The 20,685-nt window shown below is 38.5% G+C and carries 15 protein-coding genes; all 15 read right to left on the minus strand.

All coding sequences use genetic code 11. The features are described from left to right. Positions 1–29: 29 nt before the first annotated feature. The 15 genes from CEF19_RS07445 to CEF19_RS07515 all read right to left on the minus strand — a co-directional run bounded on the left by CEF19_RS07445 (position 30) and on the right by CEF19_RS07515 (position 20,684). On the minus strand, positions 30–1,328 hold the full coding sequence (locus CEF19_RS07445) for an alpha-L-fucosidase (RefSeq protein WP_100405513.1): 1,299 nt from the start codon (positions 1,326–1,328) through the stop codon (positions 30–32). Next, positions 1,321–3,726 (minus strand): glycoside hydrolase family 95 protein, encoded by a 2,406-nt coding sequence (locus CEF19_RS07450; protein ID WP_100405514.1) that lies wholly within the window; start codon positions 3,724–3,726, stop codon positions 1,321–1,323. Before CEF19_RS07450 ends, CEF19_RS07445 begins: the two co-directional genes overlap by 8 nt. Positions 3,727–3,763: 37 nt before the next feature. Further along, entirely contained in the window at positions 3,764–4,858 is a 1,095-nt protein-coding gene (locus CEF19_RS07455; protein WP_227521944.1) for a Gfo/Idh/MocA family protein, read from the minus strand. A gap of 60 nt (positions 4,859–4,918) precedes the next feature. Beyond that, positions 4,919–6,598: an extracellular solute-binding protein gene (locus CEF19_RS07460; RefSeq protein ID WP_100405515.1), complete on the minus strand. Its 1,680-nt coding sequence runs from the start codon at positions 6,596–6,598 to the stop codon at positions 4,919–4,921. Positions 6,599–6,663: 65 nt separating this feature from the next. Further along, positions 6,664–7,560, minus strand: a complete 897-nt coding sequence (locus CEF19_RS07465; RefSeq protein WP_100405516.1) for a carbohydrate ABC transporter permease — start codon at positions 7,558–7,560, stop codon at positions 6,664–6,666. 16 nt (positions 7,561–7,576) lie between these two features. Further along, positions 7,577–8,557, minus strand: coding sequence for an ABC transporter permease (locus CEF19_RS07470; RefSeq protein ID WP_100405517.1), 981 nt, complete (start codon positions 8,555–8,557; stop codon positions 7,577–7,579). A 324-nt stretch (positions 8,558–8,881) separates the two neighbouring features. Continuing rightward, entirely contained in the window at positions 8,882–11,188 is a 2,307-nt protein-coding gene (locus CEF19_RS07475; RefSeq protein ID WP_157800897.1) for a helix-turn-helix domain-containing protein, read from the minus strand. A 106-nt stretch (positions 11,189–11,294) separates the two neighbouring features. After that, a complete protein-coding gene (locus CEF19_RS07480) occupies positions 11,295–12,419 on the minus strand; it encodes a CdaR family transcriptional regulator (RefSeq protein ID WP_157800898.1) in 1,125 nt (374 codons plus the stop codon). Positions 12,420–12,618: 199 nt separating this feature from the next. Continuing rightward, positions 12,619–12,855, minus strand: a complete 237-nt coding sequence (locus CEF19_RS07485; protein ID WP_100405520.1) for an amidohydrolase family protein — start codon at positions 12,853–12,855, stop codon at positions 12,619–12,621. Positions 12,856–12,984: 129 nt separating this feature from the next. Next, on the minus strand, positions 12,985–13,833 hold the full coding sequence (locus CEF19_RS07490) for a phosphogluconate dehydrogenase C-terminal domain-containing protein (protein WP_100408241.1): 849 nt from the start codon (positions 13,831–13,833) through the stop codon (positions 12,985–12,987). A gap of 21 nt (positions 13,834–13,854) precedes the next feature. Continuing rightward, on the minus strand, positions 13,855–15,228 hold the full coding sequence (locus tag CEF19_RS07495) for a four-carbon acid sugar kinase family protein (protein WP_100405521.1): 1,374 nt from the start codon (positions 15,226–15,228) through the stop codon (positions 13,855–13,857). A gap of 20 nt (positions 15,229–15,248) precedes the next feature. Next, positions 15,249–16,502, minus strand: coding sequence for a ribulose-bisphosphate carboxylase large subunit family protein (locus CEF19_RS07500; protein WP_100405522.1), 1,254 nt, complete (start codon positions 16,500–16,502; stop codon positions 15,249–15,251). Positions 16,503–16,507: 5 nt separating this feature from the next. Further along, complete coding sequence (locus CEF19_RS07505) at positions 16,508–17,164, minus strand: aspartate/glutamate racemase family protein (RefSeq protein WP_100405523.1); 657 nt, start codon at positions 17,162–17,164, stop codon at positions 16,508–16,510. Between the two features lie 131 nt (positions 17,165–17,295). Beyond that, the gene (locus tag CEF19_RS07510) at positions 17,296–19,029 is read right to left on the minus strand and encodes a glycoside hydrolase family protein (RefSeq protein WP_100405524.1); all 1,734 of its coding nucleotides are present in this window, start codon (positions 19,027–19,029) and stop codon (positions 17,296–17,298) included. Positions 19,030–19,055: 26 nt separating this feature from the next. Next, positions 19,056–20,684, minus strand: coding sequence for a response regulator transcription factor (locus CEF19_RS07515; RefSeq protein ID WP_100405525.1), 1,629 nt, complete (start codon positions 20,682–20,684; stop codon positions 19,056–19,058). Position 20,685: the final 1 nt, after the last annotated feature.

Raw genomic sequence — 20,685 nt, forward strand, 5'->3', positions numbered from 1 at the left:
TGAAAAGCATGTTTCATGGAACTCTCGCCTTACCTCAAGAATAATTCAATAACTGGCACAGTTACATTTGGTTTCTTAATAGGAAGCTGTAATGTTAATGTATCCTGTGGTCTGCCTTCATTAAAGGCCCCTGCCTCCATCGACATTTCCTGTTTACCTTCAATCATCTTGACTTCTGAAGCATCGTTAACCAATTGTGCATACTCGACCTTTCCTGAAAAGCCTGGAAGATGTAGATGTTTAAATGGCCAGTTAAACACGTGTAGATACAATCGCTTTTTACTAGGATTATAGGTTAAGCGACAATCTTGTGGACTAACAAAGGATTCAGGTGCTGCCGTACATCCATAAATGGATTGATTATGTCTCTTCATCCACTCACCAATCCCTTTCAACCTATCAATAGCTCGTTCGTCAAATTCCCCACGGCCAGTTGGTCCAACATTTAATAGTAAGTTCCCGCCTTTGGCTACAGTATCAATTAGCATTTGGATAAGCGTATCAACACTTTTCCAAGACTCCTCGTCTCGATAATAACCCCAAGAACCGCTAAACGTATGGCAAGCCTCCCACACTACTCGTTTTCCATTTACTTTAATCCATTCTCTCGGCTGATATTGTTCTGGTGTCGTGATATCGCCTTTTATCTGCAATCGATCATTAAGCATAATTTGCGGCTGTAGTTCACGTATTAATTTTACAAGCTTATCACTTTGCCACTCCTCTTTCCCTTTTCCTGGAAAACCTTCTAATGAAGGAATCGAAAAGTCATAGAACATTACATCTATCTTTCCATAATCACTGAGTAGCTCCTTTGTTTGACCGAATAGATAATCAATGTATTTTTGAAAATCTCGTTCTTTACTCTGTTTTAGAAACTCTTCATCGTATCGCAGGGGATGCTTTACATCGACCGTGTAATGAGGATGATGCCAATCTAGTAAGGAATAGTACAAGCCCGCCTTTATATCTTTTTCACGAAATGCATCAAGCATCGGTCTAAGTAAATCACGTCCAGTTGGCGTATTCGTTGACTTGTAATCTGTTAGTTTTGAATCCCATAAGCAAAAGCCTTCATGATGCTTAGTCGTGACAACAAAATATTTCATCCCTGCGTCTGCAGCTAACTGCGCCCATAACTTTGGGTCATACATATCGGGATCAAAGTGTTTAAAATACTTTTGGTATTGCTCACTGTTCATAAATTCACGAGATTTCAACCATTCATGCCTTGCTCCAAGTGTGTAAAGCCCCCAATGAATATACATTCCAAATCGATCATGGGTAAACCATCTAGAATCCCCAACTGTTTTTTCTACTTCAAACATTTCCTTCAACCTCCATAATTGTTTTAGAAAATAATTGATAGGCTTTGCCTGATTCTGTTTGAAAAACGTACACATTGTCATCATTATGATAAGAAATAGGCGTACCCTCGCAGAGAATTTGGAAGGATTTATTCACTTTGATACGACATAGACCTCCTAAATCAGATTTAATTTCTGCTGATTTTAGCTTTCCATCGTCCCAACTAAGATTCACCTCAAAGCCATGTCGTGCCCGCAGACCCCTTACCTTCCCTGTTGGCCATGCCTTCGGAAGAGCTGGCAGCAAATGAATCATCTCTTCATGGGATTGTAGAAGCATCTCTGCAATTCCGGCTGTCGCACCAAAATTTCCATCAATTTGAAAGGGGGGATGGGCATCGAAGAGGTTAAGATAGACTCCTCCCCGGTGGAAATTTGTTTCAGCATTCTCTTCTACAAGTTGAAGTAAATTTGAAAGTAAGCCCAACGCACGATCTCCATTTCGAAAACGAGCCCACAAGCACACCTTCCACCCTAAACTCCAGCCAGTTCCTTCATCTCCGCGTCGTTCGAGAGATGTTAAAGCTGCGTGAAAAAGCTCTGGATTCTTTCTCGTTATTTGATAACCTGGATAAACGCCATATAAATGTGAAACATGTCGATGGTGTTTATCCTCGTCTTGAAAATCCTCAGACCATTCCTGTAGCTGTCCGTATCGCCCAACTTGCATTGGGAGTAAGCAATTTCTTGCTTGTTGTAATTCTTCATAGAACAGTCGATCCGTTTCTAACACAACTGATGCCTTCATACAATTTGTAAAAAGCTCCCAAATCAAGGAGGAATCCATTGTTGTTGCTTGACTTAGGGCCGCTTTGTGACCGTCTTCCGTCAGAAAATTATGTTCGGGTGATGTTGAAGGAGAAGTAATGAGATTTCCTTTCCCGTCCTCAACTAACCAATCTAAGTAAAACAGAGCAGCATCTTTCATTAGAGGATAGCTATGCTCCTTTAGATATTGTTTATCCTGATTAAATAAGTAATGCTCCCATAAATGTTGACAAAGCCATGCCGCTGCCATTGGCCAGTTTGCCCAAAGAGGATTTCCATGTCCATAATCTCCAGCTGGTGCTGATTGTCTCCATATATCTGAGTTATGATGAGCTAACCACCCACGGCATCCATAATTTATCTCCGCTGTTTCTTTCCCATTTTCCGCAAGCTCAGAAATAAACCGTAACAGTGGCTCATGGCATTCTGATAAATTACATACTTCTGCAGGCCAATAATTCATTTGAGCATTTATATTCAATGTATAATTACAGCTCCACATTGGTCTAACTTCATGATTCCAAATTCCTTGCAGGTTTGCTGGTTGCGTACCTGGTCTTGAACTAGATATCATCAAATAACGACCGTATTGAAAAAGAAGTTCAATTAATTTAGGGTCATTCGCTCCATATCTTGTTAATCGTTGGTCAGTTGTTGTCTGTTCGGGTACAGGCGATTCCCCTAACTGAAGAGCTACCCGTTGATATAATACCTGATAATCGTCTTTATGATTTTGTAGCAATTCTTTATAGGACTTGCAAGAAGCCGACTTAACATCTCGCTTTGCGTTCAACCCCGGATCCTTTCCCTCGGTACCTGGACATTTGTCAAAGCCGTTAAAACTAGTTGCCCCCGAAAAAATGAGCAGGGCATTTGTTGCTCCATGTATATGGATACCGTTATTGTCTATGGAGAATTGTCCTTTATCGTCTACTTTCACCTCGAGTCTGCCTTCAAATCTCATCGCTTTTGTCGTGGTCTTTTCTCCATACTTCACTGGTTCGTCCGTATGATAATAATTTGGGTCGACATTTTCAGGACAGACCCCTTTAATTAAAAGGGCCTGTTCTGTTGAAATTTGAGTAGAATGAAGTTTGCTAGTTAGGGTCGCTTTAAAATTAAGCATGCCTTTTTTGCTTGCACTCACACGCACAACAATGACCTGATCAGGAAATGAGGAAAAGACTTCTCTCGTGTATTCAACCTCACCAATTTGGTAATTCACTTTAACAATCGCATCTTCTAGACTTAATTCCCGGTAATACTTTCTCGTTAAATTCCCATGATAGAAATGTAAATGCAAATCACCAAAGGGTTGATAACTTTGGGTATAGGGACCCATCATCGACGATTTACTAATTTTTTCAGCTTGTTCATACTCTCCTTTTGAAATCAAGCTTCTTATTTCTGGTAACATCTTTTTTGACTTTGGATTATTCCAGTCTTTTGGAAAGCCAGACCACAGCGTGTCTTCATTCAACTGAATTCGTTCCTGTTCAACTCCTCCAAATATCATTGCACCTAGTCGACCATTTCCAATTGGAAGAGCTTCAGTCCAAGAGCAAGCCGGCTTATCATACATTAATTTCAATTCTCTCAACCTCCTGTATTTCTGAGTTTCAGAGATACTAATTTTTGTAGTACTCAGCAAGCTCATATTCCTCTAAAATATCTTGTACCCTTACGAGCGAACCACCCATTTGTGCACTTTTTTGCATCGCTTCCATAACTGCAATCGTTCGAACTCCTTCCGTTACATTAGGTAGGGGTGTTTTCCCTTCATCTAAGCAGGTAGCAAAATATTCAATGTAATTTTGATACTCCCCTGCATGATGACTCTCCCCCTCAAAGCGAAAGAAATACCCATGTTTTTCATCAAAGTTATTCTTCTTCTTGCCTTCCCCAGAAAAATGAGTATAGTAATCTAAGTTTAAATATTCGGAACGTGTGGTCCCCCTGGTTCCTCTTAGGGTACAACCAATTGAAGGCTCAACCTCTCTACCCAATGTAGGTAATGTATAATTTCCTGAAACTGTTGCAATTCGTCCATCCGAATCTCTCAATAAAAACCTCATATTATCCCAGACATCAATACCTTGCTCTTTACTTGTTTTACTAACACGCCCGAATCCTACGACCTCTTCTACTTCAGGCATATACCAACGAACCAAATCGACCGCATGAATCATAAAATTGTACATCCAACTAAAACCTTTATCCTTACTCCAGTCTCTTTTTAAAAACCATCTACCATCTGTAATATAATGGGCTTCCATTGTTTGCAATTCACCATGCTTCCCTTCTTCAAAGTCTTTCCTTTGGTGAATCATTGGCTCATAAAAACGTGAACTTTGACCAACAAACACCTTCTTCTGGGTCTCTTCAACCAACTGTATTAATTCCTTGGCATCACCTAATGAAACTAGAAGTGGCTTCGTACAAATCACATGCTTTCCTGCCAGTAATGCCTGTTTAATATGAGTAAAATGCAATTGATCAGGTGTATAAATAGCAATAACCTCAATTTCCTCATCTGCAAGCAGTTCACGATAATCTTTCGTCCAGTGAGGGAAATTAAATTCCTCTGCTCGTTCAATACAAACAGTTTCATTTAAATCACATACTTTTATTAACTCCCACTGCGAGCTTTGTAAAGTCGCAGACATAATACTACGACCTTCCCCTAAACCAACAACACCGATTTTATAAATTTTTTTGGTCAAAACCATCTCTTCCTTTCCTTAATAGAATAGGAGAGGTCTCTTTTTCCTCTCCCAAAAATATTAATTTAACGCATCATAGGCTTCCTGATTCATCTGGAGTAATCGAGGTAACCCCATATTGTCTAAGTTATGAAGGTAATTATCCCACTCGGTCTCAACATTCATCTCACCTGTAATAAAGCGAGCAAGCATTTGGTCAACATAATCCTTCACTGTTTTTTCTAAATCAGCCATCTCCATGCTTTGTTCTTCTGTGAAATAGAGAAGTGGAATTTGCATGTCAAGTGGTGCTGCATATGGCATATAGTTATCTCTTGAATGTTCATATAAGATAACCTCGTTATTTTGAGCCGGATCATCTCCAGCGGACCACGCTAAACGAGTTGCACTATAGTTATAAACAGGAACCTTTTGGTACCAATGATTATTAGTAACTGCACCATAAGGAGTAATTAGTTTGTATTTTGCAGGCCCCCCATCAATACCAACCTCATCCGGACCAGCCTCAACAAAATCCTCGCCCGGGATCCCATTAAAAACTCGGTCCATAATATCTTCATTAAAGAAACCATCGGCCCAACGCAAGGCAACTTCAGCGTGCTCCGTTGCGCTTGTAATCACAAATTTACCTGTATTTAACTGATAATCATTTTTCACAGCATAGCGAGTACCATCTGGACCTTCTAAAGGAGGCACCGTTGTGTATTCTAACCATCTACCACTCTCGCTACCAATTTCTGTTGCATTCCCTAAATAAATCCCCGGAAATGCTCCCAAAATAGGACCTTCTGAATTTTCTCCAAGTTGTCTTAATTGTTGCTCGTCTTGAGTAAAAGATTCCCCAACAAGTAAACCTTCAGAATAAAGCTTATGAAGAAAATTTATTCCTTCCTTCCAACCATCCTGATTAAAACTAGCCTTCACTTCACCATTTTCTAAAAACATTCTCGTATGGGGAGTGTACACAAAGGAGTTCATTAGAAACATTTCAACCTGTGTCTCCACTGCTTTTGTTGACCCAGAACGAATCGCCCCAGCTAATGGAACCTCATCCGCTTTTCCATTGTTATTTGGATCTTGTTCTTTAAATGCTTTTAAAGCTTGGTAGAATTCCTCGGTTGTTTGTGGAACATCTAGACCGACTTTTTCTAAAAACGGTTCATTCATCCACATTTTCATTGGAACCGAACAATGATAGCACTCATTAATTTCAGGGAGGCTGTAGATATTTCCATCTGGAGTGGTTATAGCGCTTAAATATTTGGACTGTTCTTCAAATGCCTGTTTCATAAAAAATCCATGTTCTTCAATTAAGTCGTTTAATGGCAAAAATACTCCTTGAGGACCATAAATCATTTCCTGTGCTCTCGTAACACCCATTCCTAAAAAGATATCAGGTAAGTCCCCACTTGCAAGACGTAAATTTAGCGTTTCAGCCGAACCACCAACCGGCGCAACTTCGAAATTCACTTTGACATTTGTTAATTCTTCATACCACTTTGTAAATGCATTTGTTTGAAAATCTTCAACCTTTGAATCACCAGCTATCAAAATAGTAAGTTCAACGGGTTCTTTTACGATAGGAAACGTGCCCGGCTCTGTTAAATTAGACTCTGTATCTAGATTCGTATCTGTAGAAGCATCCACAGCCTCTTCTGAAGATGACTCATTCGAACACCCTACTAACAAAACAGAAAATATCAATGCAATTAACACGCTTAGCCTAGAAACTTTTAACATAATCCGACCTCCTCAGATAATTTTCAAACTTAATTGTTCACCTGTCTGTCTTAATGCTCAACGCCTTACCCCTTTAACGACCCAATCATCACCCCCTTAACAAAATGCTTTTGCACGAAAGGAAAGATAACTAATACAGGTATACTTGCTATAACAATTAATGAATATTTTAATAATTGTCTTAGACCATCTTGTTCCGCGGCAGCTCTTACATCTGCTATCATCGATGCATCAACTTCATTTCGAATGAGAATATCTCTTAGGATGATTTGCAAAGGGAAAAGGTTCGGATCCCGAATATAAAGTAACGCTTGAAAGTATTGGTTCCAATGTCCAACAGCATAAAAAAGTGTTAAAACAGCTATAATTGGTGCTGACAGCGGAACAACTACTTTAAAAAAGAACTTGAAATCACTACATCCATCTATTTGTGCTGCTTCTAATAATTCATCAGGGATTGTTACTTGGAAAAAGGTCCTCGCAATAATCAAATTCCAAACGGCTAACGCTGTTGGTAAAATCATCGCCCATCGTGTATTCAATAGTCCTAATTCCTGAACAACTAAATAGATAGGAATAATCCCAGCATGAAATAACATCGTAAACACACACAACATCATGACTAAGTTTCTACCAACTAAATCTTTCCGAGATAAGGCATACGCCGCCATTACCGTTATCGTGACGTTTAGCATTGTACCAACGGTCGTATAAAATAGAGAATTAGCAAAACCAGTCCAGACTCGTTTATATTCAAAAACTGCTTTATATCCTTTTAAGGTTGGCTCGACTGGCCACAGCCATACCTTTCCTGAAAGTACAGCTGAAGGCGAACTAAATGAAGCGCTTACAATATAAATAAGTGGATACAAGACAATTAACGCAACAATACATAAAAAAATCGTATTCATAGCCGCGAAAATTTTATCTGACACCCCGTCTTTTATATGTTGGTTTTCCATGGATGGTTTCCTCCTCTCACCATAAGCTTGATTGTCCAGTTTTCTTAGCAATCTTATTAACAGTTAATAATAGAAATAAACTAACAACCGACTTAAATAGTCCTATTGCTGTTGCATATGAGAAATTAGGTGCCTGAGATGTGAGACCTACTTTATAAACATAGGTATCAATAATTTCTGATGCCCTTAAGTTCAAAGGATTTTGCATCAATAGTACCTTTTCGTAACCTATGTTTAACATTTGACCTGTATTGAGAATTAATAGAATTATCGCTATCGGTAGAATGCTAGGAATATCAATATGCCAGATTCGTTGCATTTTTGTAGCCCCGTCAACAACAGCCGCTTCATGTTGTGCTGGGTCTACACTAGCGAGTGCTGCTAAATAAATGATGCAGGCAAATCCCGTACTTTGCCAAACGGTTGACCAGACATAAATAGATTTAAACATCCCAGCCTGCGCCATAAAGTTAATTGGCTCTACACCAAACAAACCTAATAAAGCATTCAAAATTCCAGCCCTTGGATCAAGGAATTGTACTAACATCCCCACCATAACAACGACAGAGATGAAATGAGGTGCATACGTAATCATCTGTACTGATTTTTTAAAAAGATGTTTCCTTACATAATTCAAACTTAGGGCTAGAATAATCGGAAGCGGGAAGCTCACAATCAACTCATATATACTAAGCCCAATCGTATTTCGCATAATCATCCAGAAATCATATGAATTAAAGAAACGGATAAAATGCTCAAAACCAATCCATTCACTTTTCCAAATTCCAACCATCGTATTGTAGCGTTTAAAGGCTATTTGGGCTCCATACATTGGGTAATATTGGAAAATCAATAAATACAAAACAGCTGGAGATAACAATACATATAATTGCCAGCGTTTCATCATGTATCGAAGCCTTCTTCTTCCTCTATTAAATAAAGGACTTGGTTTAATTTGTTCTTTCTGAAGCCTCGGTTGCGGTTTTACTGTACTCATAAACGATTAGCACCTCCCTTTTAATTTTACAGCTCCCAGTTAAGAAAGCGTTGTCATTGGTATGTGCTTATTATTGACTGCAAGCATAATTTAGTAAATCTGTATTCACTTTTTAACCATGCATTTCTTTATAATCTGCTTTCTCCATCTGACTTTCAACTGTGCAATAGTTAAGAAAGTTCTCCAAACCAACTGGTATATCAACGTTTTATATGCTATTAAAAAAAGCTCCCTATTCCTTTCTACACTTTACAGATTTACTTCTTACCCAATCTTTTCATCAAAAAACCTTCAAGAATATATCTTGAAGGTTCTTCTAACAACCTAGCTCTCTTTTTTAAGCTTTCGAAACGCGGAAGCACTAACTCCGTGGATTCTTTTAAAGGCTCGACCAAATGTATTGGCTGTGTTATAGCCTGTTTTGCTAGTAATTTCGTTTATAGACATCGTAGAATTTTGTAAGTACTCGCATGCATGACTCATCCGTAATTTCTCTAAATAGTCAGAGAAGTTTTCACCGTTCTGCTCTTTAAAAAACTGTGATAAATAAACTTCCGACATATTAAAAATCTCTGCTGTCTTGGCCAAACATAAATCTGAATCAGAAAAATTAGCCTGAATATACTCTTTAATATTATCTTTGAGTTCAACATTCCGACTCTTTTTACGTTCATTAATATCATTACATAAATCATAAAACACATTTTCAATGATTTTATAGGTTTTCTGTAAATCTTTCTTTAATTCCATCTGTGTAAGCAAGACAGCAAGATAATTATCTCTATTTTCTTCTGATTTATTGACATGTTCTGCTAACTTCGATAGCGTTCCCATTAGTTCGTACATAAATAATTGTGAAAGTGGAAATGATAGCTGTTTTTTAATGAAATTTTCCTCGTATAACTGATTTAATAGAAGTCCTGTTTCTTTTTCATCGCCCGCTTTCACAAAATTAATTAGTCTGCTTTCAACTTCAAAAGGATAGTGAAATGAATAATTCCATTTAGGAAGGTTTTCGTACCATATCATAGCTTTTTTATTTTGAAAACTGCTTGTACTTAGTGCTTTCTTTGCCTCTTCAAAGGAACGAGGCACACCTGAGATATTTTCATACAAGCTACCGACAGCAATCGTTGACTGAATCAGTAGTTGGTTCGACAATACGTCCCCTACTTGGTTTATTATAGTCGTTAATTTAGTTCTACAGAGATTCTCATCCTTCAAATTACAGGTGTACAGCAATGCAATTTGATCCTCCTCAAGATTATGAACATGACAATTCTCGTGAGTGAGATTTAAGATAAGTTCCTTTGCTAACACTCTCGCTTTATCTAATTGTAGTAGTTCATCTTTCTCATTATTTTTAAAATCCTTCAAATGAAAAATAGCGACACAATAATAGTTGCCTGTAATCGAAACCCCAGTATGAACTAATAACCTTTTCATATCCTGCTCTGTCGTAAACTCACCTTTCAACAATTGCTCGAAGAAGGTCAACCTCAAAATAGGTATTTGATCTTTTACCTTTTTTTCAAGTTCATCATTATCACTAGCTAACCTAGCTATGGTACCTTCAATTAAGCGATAAGCATCTTTTGTTTCCATAGTATCACCATCGAAACTTTCTGTAACTTTACGGAGAATTGAGTTTAGGGGCTTACTATTTCTTTTAGCCATAAACAATGCAATGATTACTCCCATAAACAATGAAAGAATAAGCGTTATGACAGCTGTCTTTTGAATCGTATTGACAATACTCATTACCGTACTAGTCGGTTTCGCCATTACGTATACCCAGCCATTATCACTTGATTTTGTGTACGTAATAATCATATCCTTTGAATTGATTTTCTTCTCCAACATCCCTTCATTATTTTCCGGTATATTAATTGGAATAATCTCTTCACCCGTCCAAGAAACAGAAGTAATAATCTCGCCATCTGCATTCAAAATATAAGCCCATCCCTCATCAGATTTACTGTGTCGCCCTAGCATCTTATGAATTTCATCATTATTCAATAAAATTACAATTGCCCCATGAGAAGAAAAGGGTAGACCAAGCGATTGAACGTACGTGATTAGCGATTTTGTTTGATTCTGAATTTTCATAGTTTGACTAGGTAATATTTCTTTAAAGTGGTAGTTCTCGGTTAGAAACTTCCGCCAACCGTTCATATCCAACTCTTCATAATTGTACATTGACGAATAAAAGGATGACATTCTATACGTTGTATTAGCGGATACAACCAAATCACTATTCTTATAATAAAGGTAGTAGTCAAAAATAAAATTATTTGATTCTTTGTAATCAAATAATTCTTCAATAAGTTCCATGGTTCGGTAGGTTGAAAGACCTTTAAAAGGCTGTGTAACCGATTGATAATTATTCACTCTAGGAGTATTCAACAATTGTCTAATGATTAAATCGACTTCATGAAGTCTTCTTTCTAAAATATCTTTTGTTTGATTTAACGAACTGATATTAATTGAAACGACCTCACTTTTCATAATTTCTAATGTTTTATAAGAAGTATATAAACCAACTGAATGAGTCACTAACATAATAATGATATAGGGAATTAAAAAGTGTAAAATAATTTTGCTGCTTTTTAATTTTTGATTTATCTTCATCAGCATTCCTCACTCACTTTGTATTGGTAACGCTTTCATAATTATATTTTAAAAGTCATTTACTCAAGTACAAAATATTATCGATTAACACCTTTTTCACTCCTATTTATTTCTGCTTTAAAAAAGTTAGAGCTAGAAAGAGCACTGAGACACCATAACTACTTTTGGGATCGATTCCTGATAATTTGTGAATCTGCTTTAAACGATAGTGAAGAGTATTAATATGAATATGCATTGCTTCTGCAGTTTTCTTTATAGATAAGTTATGTTCGTAGAATGATTCCAATGTAGACATTAATTCTGGTTCATGCTGAATTGTTAATAGGACCTTATTGATAAATTCGAATTTTGCTGATTTCCTTACTTCTTCTATAATAATTTCTAACAATAATGATTCATAAAAAATGATACTATTGCTCTGATATGCTACTTTTAAAGCCTTGCTCGCTTCATGATAAGGACGAGCCATTTCTTTTTTTACGATCGTTTTGGCAACGCCTATAACCAAATCTAAATGATATGTCTTCTTAAAGTACTGTTTCCATCTACTTAATTCGTACTTGAATTTCGATATTGAACTAGGATTATCGGCATCTTTTAAAAGGATAAACCTTTCATTTCCCCAGCGAATGAAAACGTCATTTTTTGTATGAGGAAACTGCTTGTTAAACCAAGAATTCATATATGTTTGTATTTGTTGTAAATCGAATTGAGGGACATATGCATTTAACTGAAAAAGCATACAAATATAGGTCTTTTGTAAATTAATCCCTAGTATTTGTCCACGATTGATAAACTCATCATCAATTTCTTGGTTATATATCCATTCATAAAAAAAGGATTCCAGTCCACGCATTTCCCATTCCTTTTTTTCTAAATAAGTTGCTTCCCTGATGATTAACTCTGTCATCCTACGAATTAGTTCAGCAAACGGTTCAATCTTATTGGGTATACCAGTAATCCCTATAGAACCTATCACTTCATTTTCAAAAATAATCGGCAACGTAATACCTGGCTTAACTCCTTGAAGATGTATGGACATGTCTTTAGTAATATATAGCTTTTCCTTCGTTTCCATGACAATAAATGCACCTTCGTGAAAAGAACCGATTCGTTCATCATCAGTCGAAGCAATGATTACGCTATCATGATTTATGACAATAATATTTTCGGTCAGGACTAGTCGTACTTCATTAATTATTTTTTTAGCTAGGTCTGAGACGAGTTGCAATATATTCACCACCTTTAATAAAACGGCCCACCCTTTATTAATTAGATACAAACTCTCTTTATTCCTGCAAATAAACCCGAGTAATAGATTACTCTATCAATCGGGTTCACTATATTACTTCGATGTAACTACATTAAATACAGATTGGGCGCTTTTAGAAAGCACCATTTCTGCTCATCTTCTGTTAATCCAATCGTTCTCACTTTATACATCTCCGTACCTCTGTTTCATAGACTTGATCTTGAAGGTGTGGATTAGGATTGGCCACTCCTACAAAAGTAAATGGATACAGTTCAGACAGTTTAGCAATATCATTATGCTGTTTTTTAACTTCCTCTAGTGAATGGATGAGCGCTGGTCGAAGAATGGTCATGTCAATATCAAAGGCATGATTTTTCTCCCACTGTTGTTCCTCTGTAAAGGTATCATCAAACACCCTATCTGTTCCTAAATGTACATGAACATCAATGGTTATGTTCTATCCCTACTTTCATCCCATAGTTAGTTACGGCAGATTAATACGAGAGAAAAATGTTCATTCTCTAAACCTAATGCTACTAGCAAGTTATTTAACTTCTCTTAACCTCTCAGGATGCAGCATCACATCAATTTGTTCTCTCACACTTTCTTCTTCAAATAATCGCTTCCAATCCTCTTTAAACAAATACTTTTTCCCATATTCGGCTGCCACAATACAGGCATCCGATAATTGTCCATTTGCTTCCCCAAACACAACCGCATAAATTGTATTGATATGACCAAACATGAAATCTCTTGTGGCTTCTTCTGGCACTCCCTTTTTAACCGCTTCATCCATTGCTTCACGTAATAGCATTGCGGTGGCAGCCCCTATTGTCTCTACCATCGTTGGTTCAAGAATGGCCATTTGTTCTACGGTCATTTGGTGAGCGTTTGTTACAGGGGCATACATTTGTTTGGCAATGGATTCCCCTATACAATAATCCTCTTTAGGACCTTGCATTAGCGAACAAACAATGGCTTGCTTCGCCGCCACTCCCCCAAAGTAATCCTGCTGTCCTTCTTCCGTTACCTCATGATTAAACATTGAAGGATGGCATGGATGGGCGATAAAGTAGGAGACATCTGGACGTTCAGGTAATTTGTTGAGATAAGCAGCCGCGGGATCTAATAAAACCAACATCGCCCCTTTTTTCATAGTCGGGACAATATACGCTGCAATTCTACCAATAAAGACATCTGGTACAGCAAGAATAATAACGTCTGCTTCCGCTATAGCCTCCTCCTCAGGAGTGACCGAAAGACCTTTTTCCTGAATCTTTTTTATTCCCGCTTCAGAAATTTCTACATAGAACATTCTCTGGTCTGTTTTCATGAGGTTATCTGTAATTCGATTTCCCATCTTTCCACCAGCACCAATTAACGCAATACTCATTAAATCAGCCCTTTCCATCAATTATTGGCCGTTTTTCACTTGGACAAAGAAATCTTCCCTGCCCATCTGTCCACCCTTCAAAGTAATTTCTAACCCATCTAACGCTTCATCTTCAGAATGACATTTGCAAAGCGGAGCACCTGTAACAAGTGGGGCGGCCATTTCGAGACTGAATATTTGCAATTCCTTTAATACATAACCCGATGTGTCTCCACCTGCTACGGCAACACGTTTAAGATGGAATAAGCGTATTAATTCTTTGCAGAGCCTTCCTAGTTGTTCGCCGAGAAGCTTTCCTGTGTCCGACTCATTCTGCCCCTCTGAAACAAGTGACTGCTTTACTTGACCAATACTGTTATCATCTGGACCTAATGCCGTGTAAAAAATAATACTCTTCCCAGCGGTCATATACTCTTTGGCCTTTTTAAAAACATCATCATACGCTTTATTTCTGAGCAGAGGATCCATAATGTCTTGGACAGGCATTTGGATTCCAATAAACCCTTGTGATGTTGCATACTCAATTTGCTGTTGTGTCACCATTGAACAGCTTCCAGATACCACAATGAGTTGCTCTACCGGATCCGGCCGTTCAAAATGACTCTCAAGTCCATTTGTGAGACCCTTTTGTTTCCAGATTGATGTTAATGCATGCTCAATCCCAGACGATCCAACTACAAATATCGTCTCTTCTTTTACTTCATCCCATAGCGCTTCTCCCACTTTTTCGATATGATTTTCATCGTGAGCGTCAAATAAGATAATCTTACTTTGACTGGTTATCCGCTGCTCTATTACCTTTTTTATTTCAGCTGAATTCTGTGATAACGTGACGATATCTACTAATCCAATCGTTTGATTGGTTTGTTTCGACAAGTGAATAGAAAGGTCCGCTTCATCCATTGGTGTCACACCATGCCTTGACATTACTGGGTGACGATCTAATCGGTAGGTCGTCTCTCCAATACTCGCAAAGTGATGTCCAAAAACCGTGTACCGTTTCAAAGCAGGTGCAGCAACGAGCAAAGGAATATAGCGTTGCTTTTGATAAAATGATTGAGCAATCTCAATTGCCTTTCCGATATTTCCTACTTTAGTGGACGAATCAAACGTGGAACAAGTCTTATAATGCATAATATGGCTTGGGATACCGGCTAACGCTGAAAAAATCGGCGGAAGCTCTTCTTCCATTTCCTCAGGAGTTAAGGAGCGGCCGATACCAGCGACCCCTACGGCTTCAATATCAGGAAACTCTTCCTCTAAGAGCTCGCGCGAAGGCGATTTCAAGAAAAGCATTGCTTTGATTCCACTCTTCGCAAGAGTTTCCATCACATCAGTTGAACCTGTAAAGTCATCACCATAAAAAGTTAATAAGCGCTTTTTTACTGGCTGCATCTTCCTCCCATCCCCCTTTTTTATTTTTGGAACTTTTCAATCGCTCTAGCTAGAGCTCGGTTCTTCTTGGCATGTTCTTCTAACGAGATTCCGTTTATCGCTGCCTCCCAGCCTTGTTGCATACTTTTCACACCTTCAGATGGTCCATCAGGATGAGATAAAATGCCTCCTCCTGCAAGATGAATCACATCGGTTGTTTTCGTCGCTTCGTATGTTTCAATCGCCGTCCCCCCCCACTGCCCTGAAGAAATCACAGGCATTGAAGCTCCCCCGTTAATCGGTGTTAAGCATGCTTTAATTGAACGCACCACGGATTCATTACTTTCATAAAACTTGCTATTTAACCCATTCACATGCAGGTGATCTGCTCCCGCTAAACGACATAGCTTTTGATAGACGTTAAAATCCATCCCTAGTTGCGGGCAACGAGTCATCAATCCCCACTGATTGCGATGGCCATGAATAGGCAGCTCCGTATAGCGATTCAAATGGGCAAGTCCGGCAAGCCCAATGCTGTTAATACTCACCATCACACAGGTTCCACCCGCTTCGTAGACCAAATCATGGTTCTGCTTTAGCTCGTCAATATCGCCCGTAATATTAAAAGCAAACATTGCTTTCTTCCCTGTTTTATCGGCGTTTCTATTAATCTCTTCCATAACAACCTTCACTCGTTCTTTTAAAGGAGCATAAGGCGGGTTGCCATTTAATTCATCATCTTTGATAAAATCTACCCCCGCGTCAAGTAGCTCTCGGGCTAGTAGACGTAAGTCTTCTAATTCTAAGCCAATGCTCGGCTTAATAATCGTTCCAAATAAGGGTCTAGCGTACACGTTTGCAAGTTTGCGGGTTCCGTCGATTCCAAATTTAGGTCCCGTGTATTTTTCACTAAACGCTTGTGGCAATTCAAGATCTATTAAACGCAAACCCGAAAACTCTTGCAGCTCATACAAATTACCAGCAATCGCTGATAATAAATTGGGGATGGATGGTCCAAAATTTATTAGGGGAAATGATAAGACAACTTCCGCGCAATGATAGCTTCCATTATGTTGTTTGGGAAGCTTCACACCAGGTAAACCTGGTGTGTTTTTCACATCTACTTCCTTAATACTAATGACTTTCGCAGCATGTTTTTCTTTTAATTCGTCGGTCTCTCCTGGTACCGCTGTAAACGTCCCTGTTGATTGTTCTCCTGCCATCACAGCGGCTGCGTGGTGAAGATCATAAGGGGTTTCAATATAATAAGTGGCAATGACTCGTTGTTCATTCATTTTCTTCACTTCCCTAATGCCTTTTTCACAGATAAAACCCCAAGGTATGGACTGGACATAACAGGCTTACCTGTCATTTCCTTTAACTTCTCTTCCATTCGCGCCATTGAACCTTGCGCTAATACAAACACATCGACCTCGTCTGCAATACTTTTCGCGGCGTCAAAAATTAGTTGATCGTGTTTATCAGGTTCTCCGCCAACTAATGCTAGGTAGGCGCCTTTTGCTAAACCATCAACCACCGTTACTTCTTTTCCTTGTTCTTCTGCCTTTGCCTGAACGAGCCGCATCGTTGGTTTGAGCGTTGATGGCAATGTGGCAATTACTCCAATTCTCTTATACTCCTCGACGGCTTTTTGAGCCATTAACTCATCAATTTTCACAATCGGTACATCTATGAATTCACGAGCGACGCTTGCGACTTCTCCGACAGAGGAGCATGTGTTTAAGATAATGTCTGCGTTGATTTCAACACCATGTTGATAGTACTGAATTAATCTTTTCTTTACAGAGGGGGTTACCTTACCTTCTGTAATCACTTCTGAGATCAGACTATCATCGATAATGCTGTGTACTTTCGCGTCTGGTATCAGTTCACTGAATAGCTTTTGTACGTTTTCAGCAATTCCTTGACCAGTGTAGATGGCTAGAATCTTTGTCACGCTCAACACATCCTTTGTCTTTTTTTAGTTAACCTTCGATTGAGGAGAGGCTGACCCACATTTAGTCTCTCTATTTTTTCTGTAAATTAATTCCTTTACGATTCTTCTTTGTGAAGGGGTGTTTCCAGAACCTACCAGTACAGTTCCTCTTCTTCTTTATAGTAAGAACCTTCTTTCATTGGCGCTTTGTCATAGACCTTTCGTTGGTTATACAATGGTTTATACTTTCCTTCAGGAGAGATATGAATCACATCATCCCCGCGCCATTTCACTTCAAATTCCTGGCCAATTGCCGTTTCTACTGTTTTATACTCACTCATTGGGAACGTAATGTTGACCACATCACCAGCTTGAACTGACCCTAAATCAAGAAATCGTCTGTTCATCCAAACACCTGGATCATTTCCACTGATGGCATCGACATGATCACCACTTACTTTTTCAACCTTCACTTGGTTATAACCAGCCCAGTCTGGAATACGAATTTGCAAGCTAGGGATGTTTTCATGAATATCTAACTCAACCCGGCCTTCATGTGGTAAATGACTATGCACATCAAGCAGGCGTGTTCCCCGACTTAGCAATAAGTTAATCCGAACATTCCCATCTTCCTCTAAGAGAATATTGTTCCAACCCATAAATAAAGCTCTTGTTCCGGAACCGATGCAACAAAGCTGCAAATCACTTGTATGTCCACGTCCATGATTCACATCACAAACAAAATCATTCGGAGCAGAGTAACCTGCGAAAGCACCGCGCGTCCGTTCAGCTACTTTGTAATAGGTTTTCGAACCAACCTCATCCATAGAGTGGTCATGTGCTTCTTCAACCCAGTCCAAATCAAGAAGCTGAGTTTCTGTTAAATGGTTACGTAGGAAGCGTTCAACGACACCCCAATATTCGCTATAGCCACTTCTCGCTAACGTAATTCCTGTTGCAATTAAATCGACAAGTGAACACGTTTCATGCTCATACGCTTGTTCCTGCATATCACCTGGTGTCCAGCCAAAAGCCGTGCATTGCTTTAGTGCCCAGTCATAGCTCTTTTTCACAAAATTTATCACCGATGAATCTTTCGTAAACAATCCAAATCTAGCAAGCGCATCTAATGTCCCAAGACGTGTATGAAAATGTCCACTTCGATAAGCAAGTGCGGAATTAAAGCTTCCATCTTCGTTATATACACCACTACGTGTCATAATAAAATGAGCAAAGTACTGACAGATTTCAAACGCATCTTTATTCCCTGTTACTTCATGAAACTTAAGCAATGGCATGATTAACCGGCCAGAGAAAGAAGCTGGATCCGGGGCAAGGCGTAAATTAATCGCGTTTGGGGAAGGCCAGCCATCGACCGTATATTCGGAAGCAGGATAATACCAAATATCCTTCTCTTTAATCGCAATACGTTTTAAAGCCGCCACATGTCTATCACAGATTTCTTTTACTTTTTCATCCTTTGTGGCCATATACCAAGCTGTCATCGAAAGAATAACCGCCCGTTGGTCAATGAGATTAGCCGTTTCATCACCCGTACCATCTGGACGTTTCTGACGATAGCTCAAACCATCTTCTTTAAAGAAACTGAGCAAATTACGCTTATACTTTTCCTCAACTTTAGCCCCAAACTCTTTTTCTCCGGTCATATGACGAGCCAAGGTTAGCGCATCAATTAATCTCCCATGACTCGATCCATAATCCCATGATCCATGTGTCATAAAAGCAGGCTTCGAGATTAATGTCGCATTGAAAAATGGAATATAATCAAAATCTTCATCAGCCATACCAATAATAGTATTTAGCACGTGCTTCGCTCTCTCTTCTAATAGCAATGTATCTGGAATTAACCTTTTTGTTTCTGGCATGTTTATCTCTCCCTTAAAAAATTAATTTATAAAGCTTTCCTAACCTGCATTGGAAACGCTTTATTATTTTTTTTGGTTTTTTTAAAATCACCAATTGTCATCCCTGTTTTTTTCTTAAAGATTTGACTGAAATAACGGTAATTCTCATACCCAACCATTTCAGCGATTTCATAATTTTTATAGTTTCCTGAACAAAGCATTTCCTTCGACTTCTCAATTCGATAATCCGTTAAGTATTCTACAAAGTTTTGCCCTGTTTCTTTTTTAAAAAGTCTAGCTATATGGTCGGCATTTACAAAATGCTCCTCCGCTATTTTCGTTAATGACAAGGGCATGAAATAGTGTGTTTCAATTGATTTAATAATGACCTGTACAAGCTCTGCGCCTTGCTTATTGGTTCCTTTCTGATAATGCTTTGTCACACGTGGGAGGATTTCATTAAAAACCTCTTTAATTGAAACTATTGAGTTTTGTTTTTTTATTAAATCGTCAAAAGCCATTGTTCCATGGCCCGTTATTTGCTCCATACTAGACTCACCCACATTCAACAACTTTTCAATCGAATGAACCAGGATGACAAAACACTTTTGCATGAAGCCCACACTACTCTCATTAGACACGAGGTAATCACAAAATTGGTCAAAGCTTGCCAAAACATTCTCGTGATGACCAGATTTTAAACTTAATAAAATTACTTGTTCCTTCTCTTCTGGATAGAGAAAAGTTAGTTCATCTAAAAACTCTCCATCTAAAACAAGACCACTTTTAGTTATAGACTTTTTCTTCAACGCTTCACTCGCACATAGGTAAGCTTCGTGGAGAAGAGAGGGTTGGTGAACAACTTGACTTAGCCCAAAGCTCATCTTTATTTCCTCACCTTTATGTTCCGATTGATGGTTTTCAAACCACGTCTTTATCGTCTGTTTATTAAGGTGATTGGAATAAATAATTATCACAAATTCATTCTTGTCGACCCGTTCATTTATTAGAAGTTCATAATCGTACTCTAACTTTTCAAGTTGGTGCTTCAGTTGTTGTTTAGCAGTCTCAAGACTTAGAACGGCTTGCTTTAAACGACAATCTTTATACTCAAACGAATCAATCTGACCGATACAAATAAGTTTGCTAGAGTTTTTGGAGAAAATGAGATGTTCACTTTCCCTATCTTTCCGTTTAGAATGTTCACCAGACACTTGGTCACCCTGGAAGATAAGTCGACTAATGGATAGAGTATCGTTATACGTATAGACCGTTTGCTCATGAGCTTCTTGAATATCCCTACTTAGTAGCTCTTGTTTCACCTTTTCAAGAACCTGATTTAAATCATCTTTTTTTACTGGCTTTAATAAGTAGTCGAAAGCCTTATTCTTAATTGCCTCATGTGTGTATTCAAAATCTGAATAACCACTAATAACGACTGATAAAATATATGGAAACTCTTGATGGAGGGAGCGAATCAATTCTCTACCGTCCATGCCAGGCATTCTCATATCCATGATAATGACATCTGGTTTTACATCCCTGACTAATTCAAAAGCCTCTTCCCCATCATCCGACTCTCCAACCAATGTAAAGTCTAACCCTTCCCAATCAATTAGATTGATAAGCCCTCTACGAATCCATAGTTCATCATCTACCACGATAACCTTGTACACC

The sequence above is a fragment of the Bacillus solitudinis genome, from assembly GCF_002797395.1.
GTDB classification, from domain to species: domain Bacteria; phylum Bacillota; class Bacilli; order Bacillales; family Bacillaceae_D; genus Halalkalibacter_A; species Halalkalibacter_A solitudinis.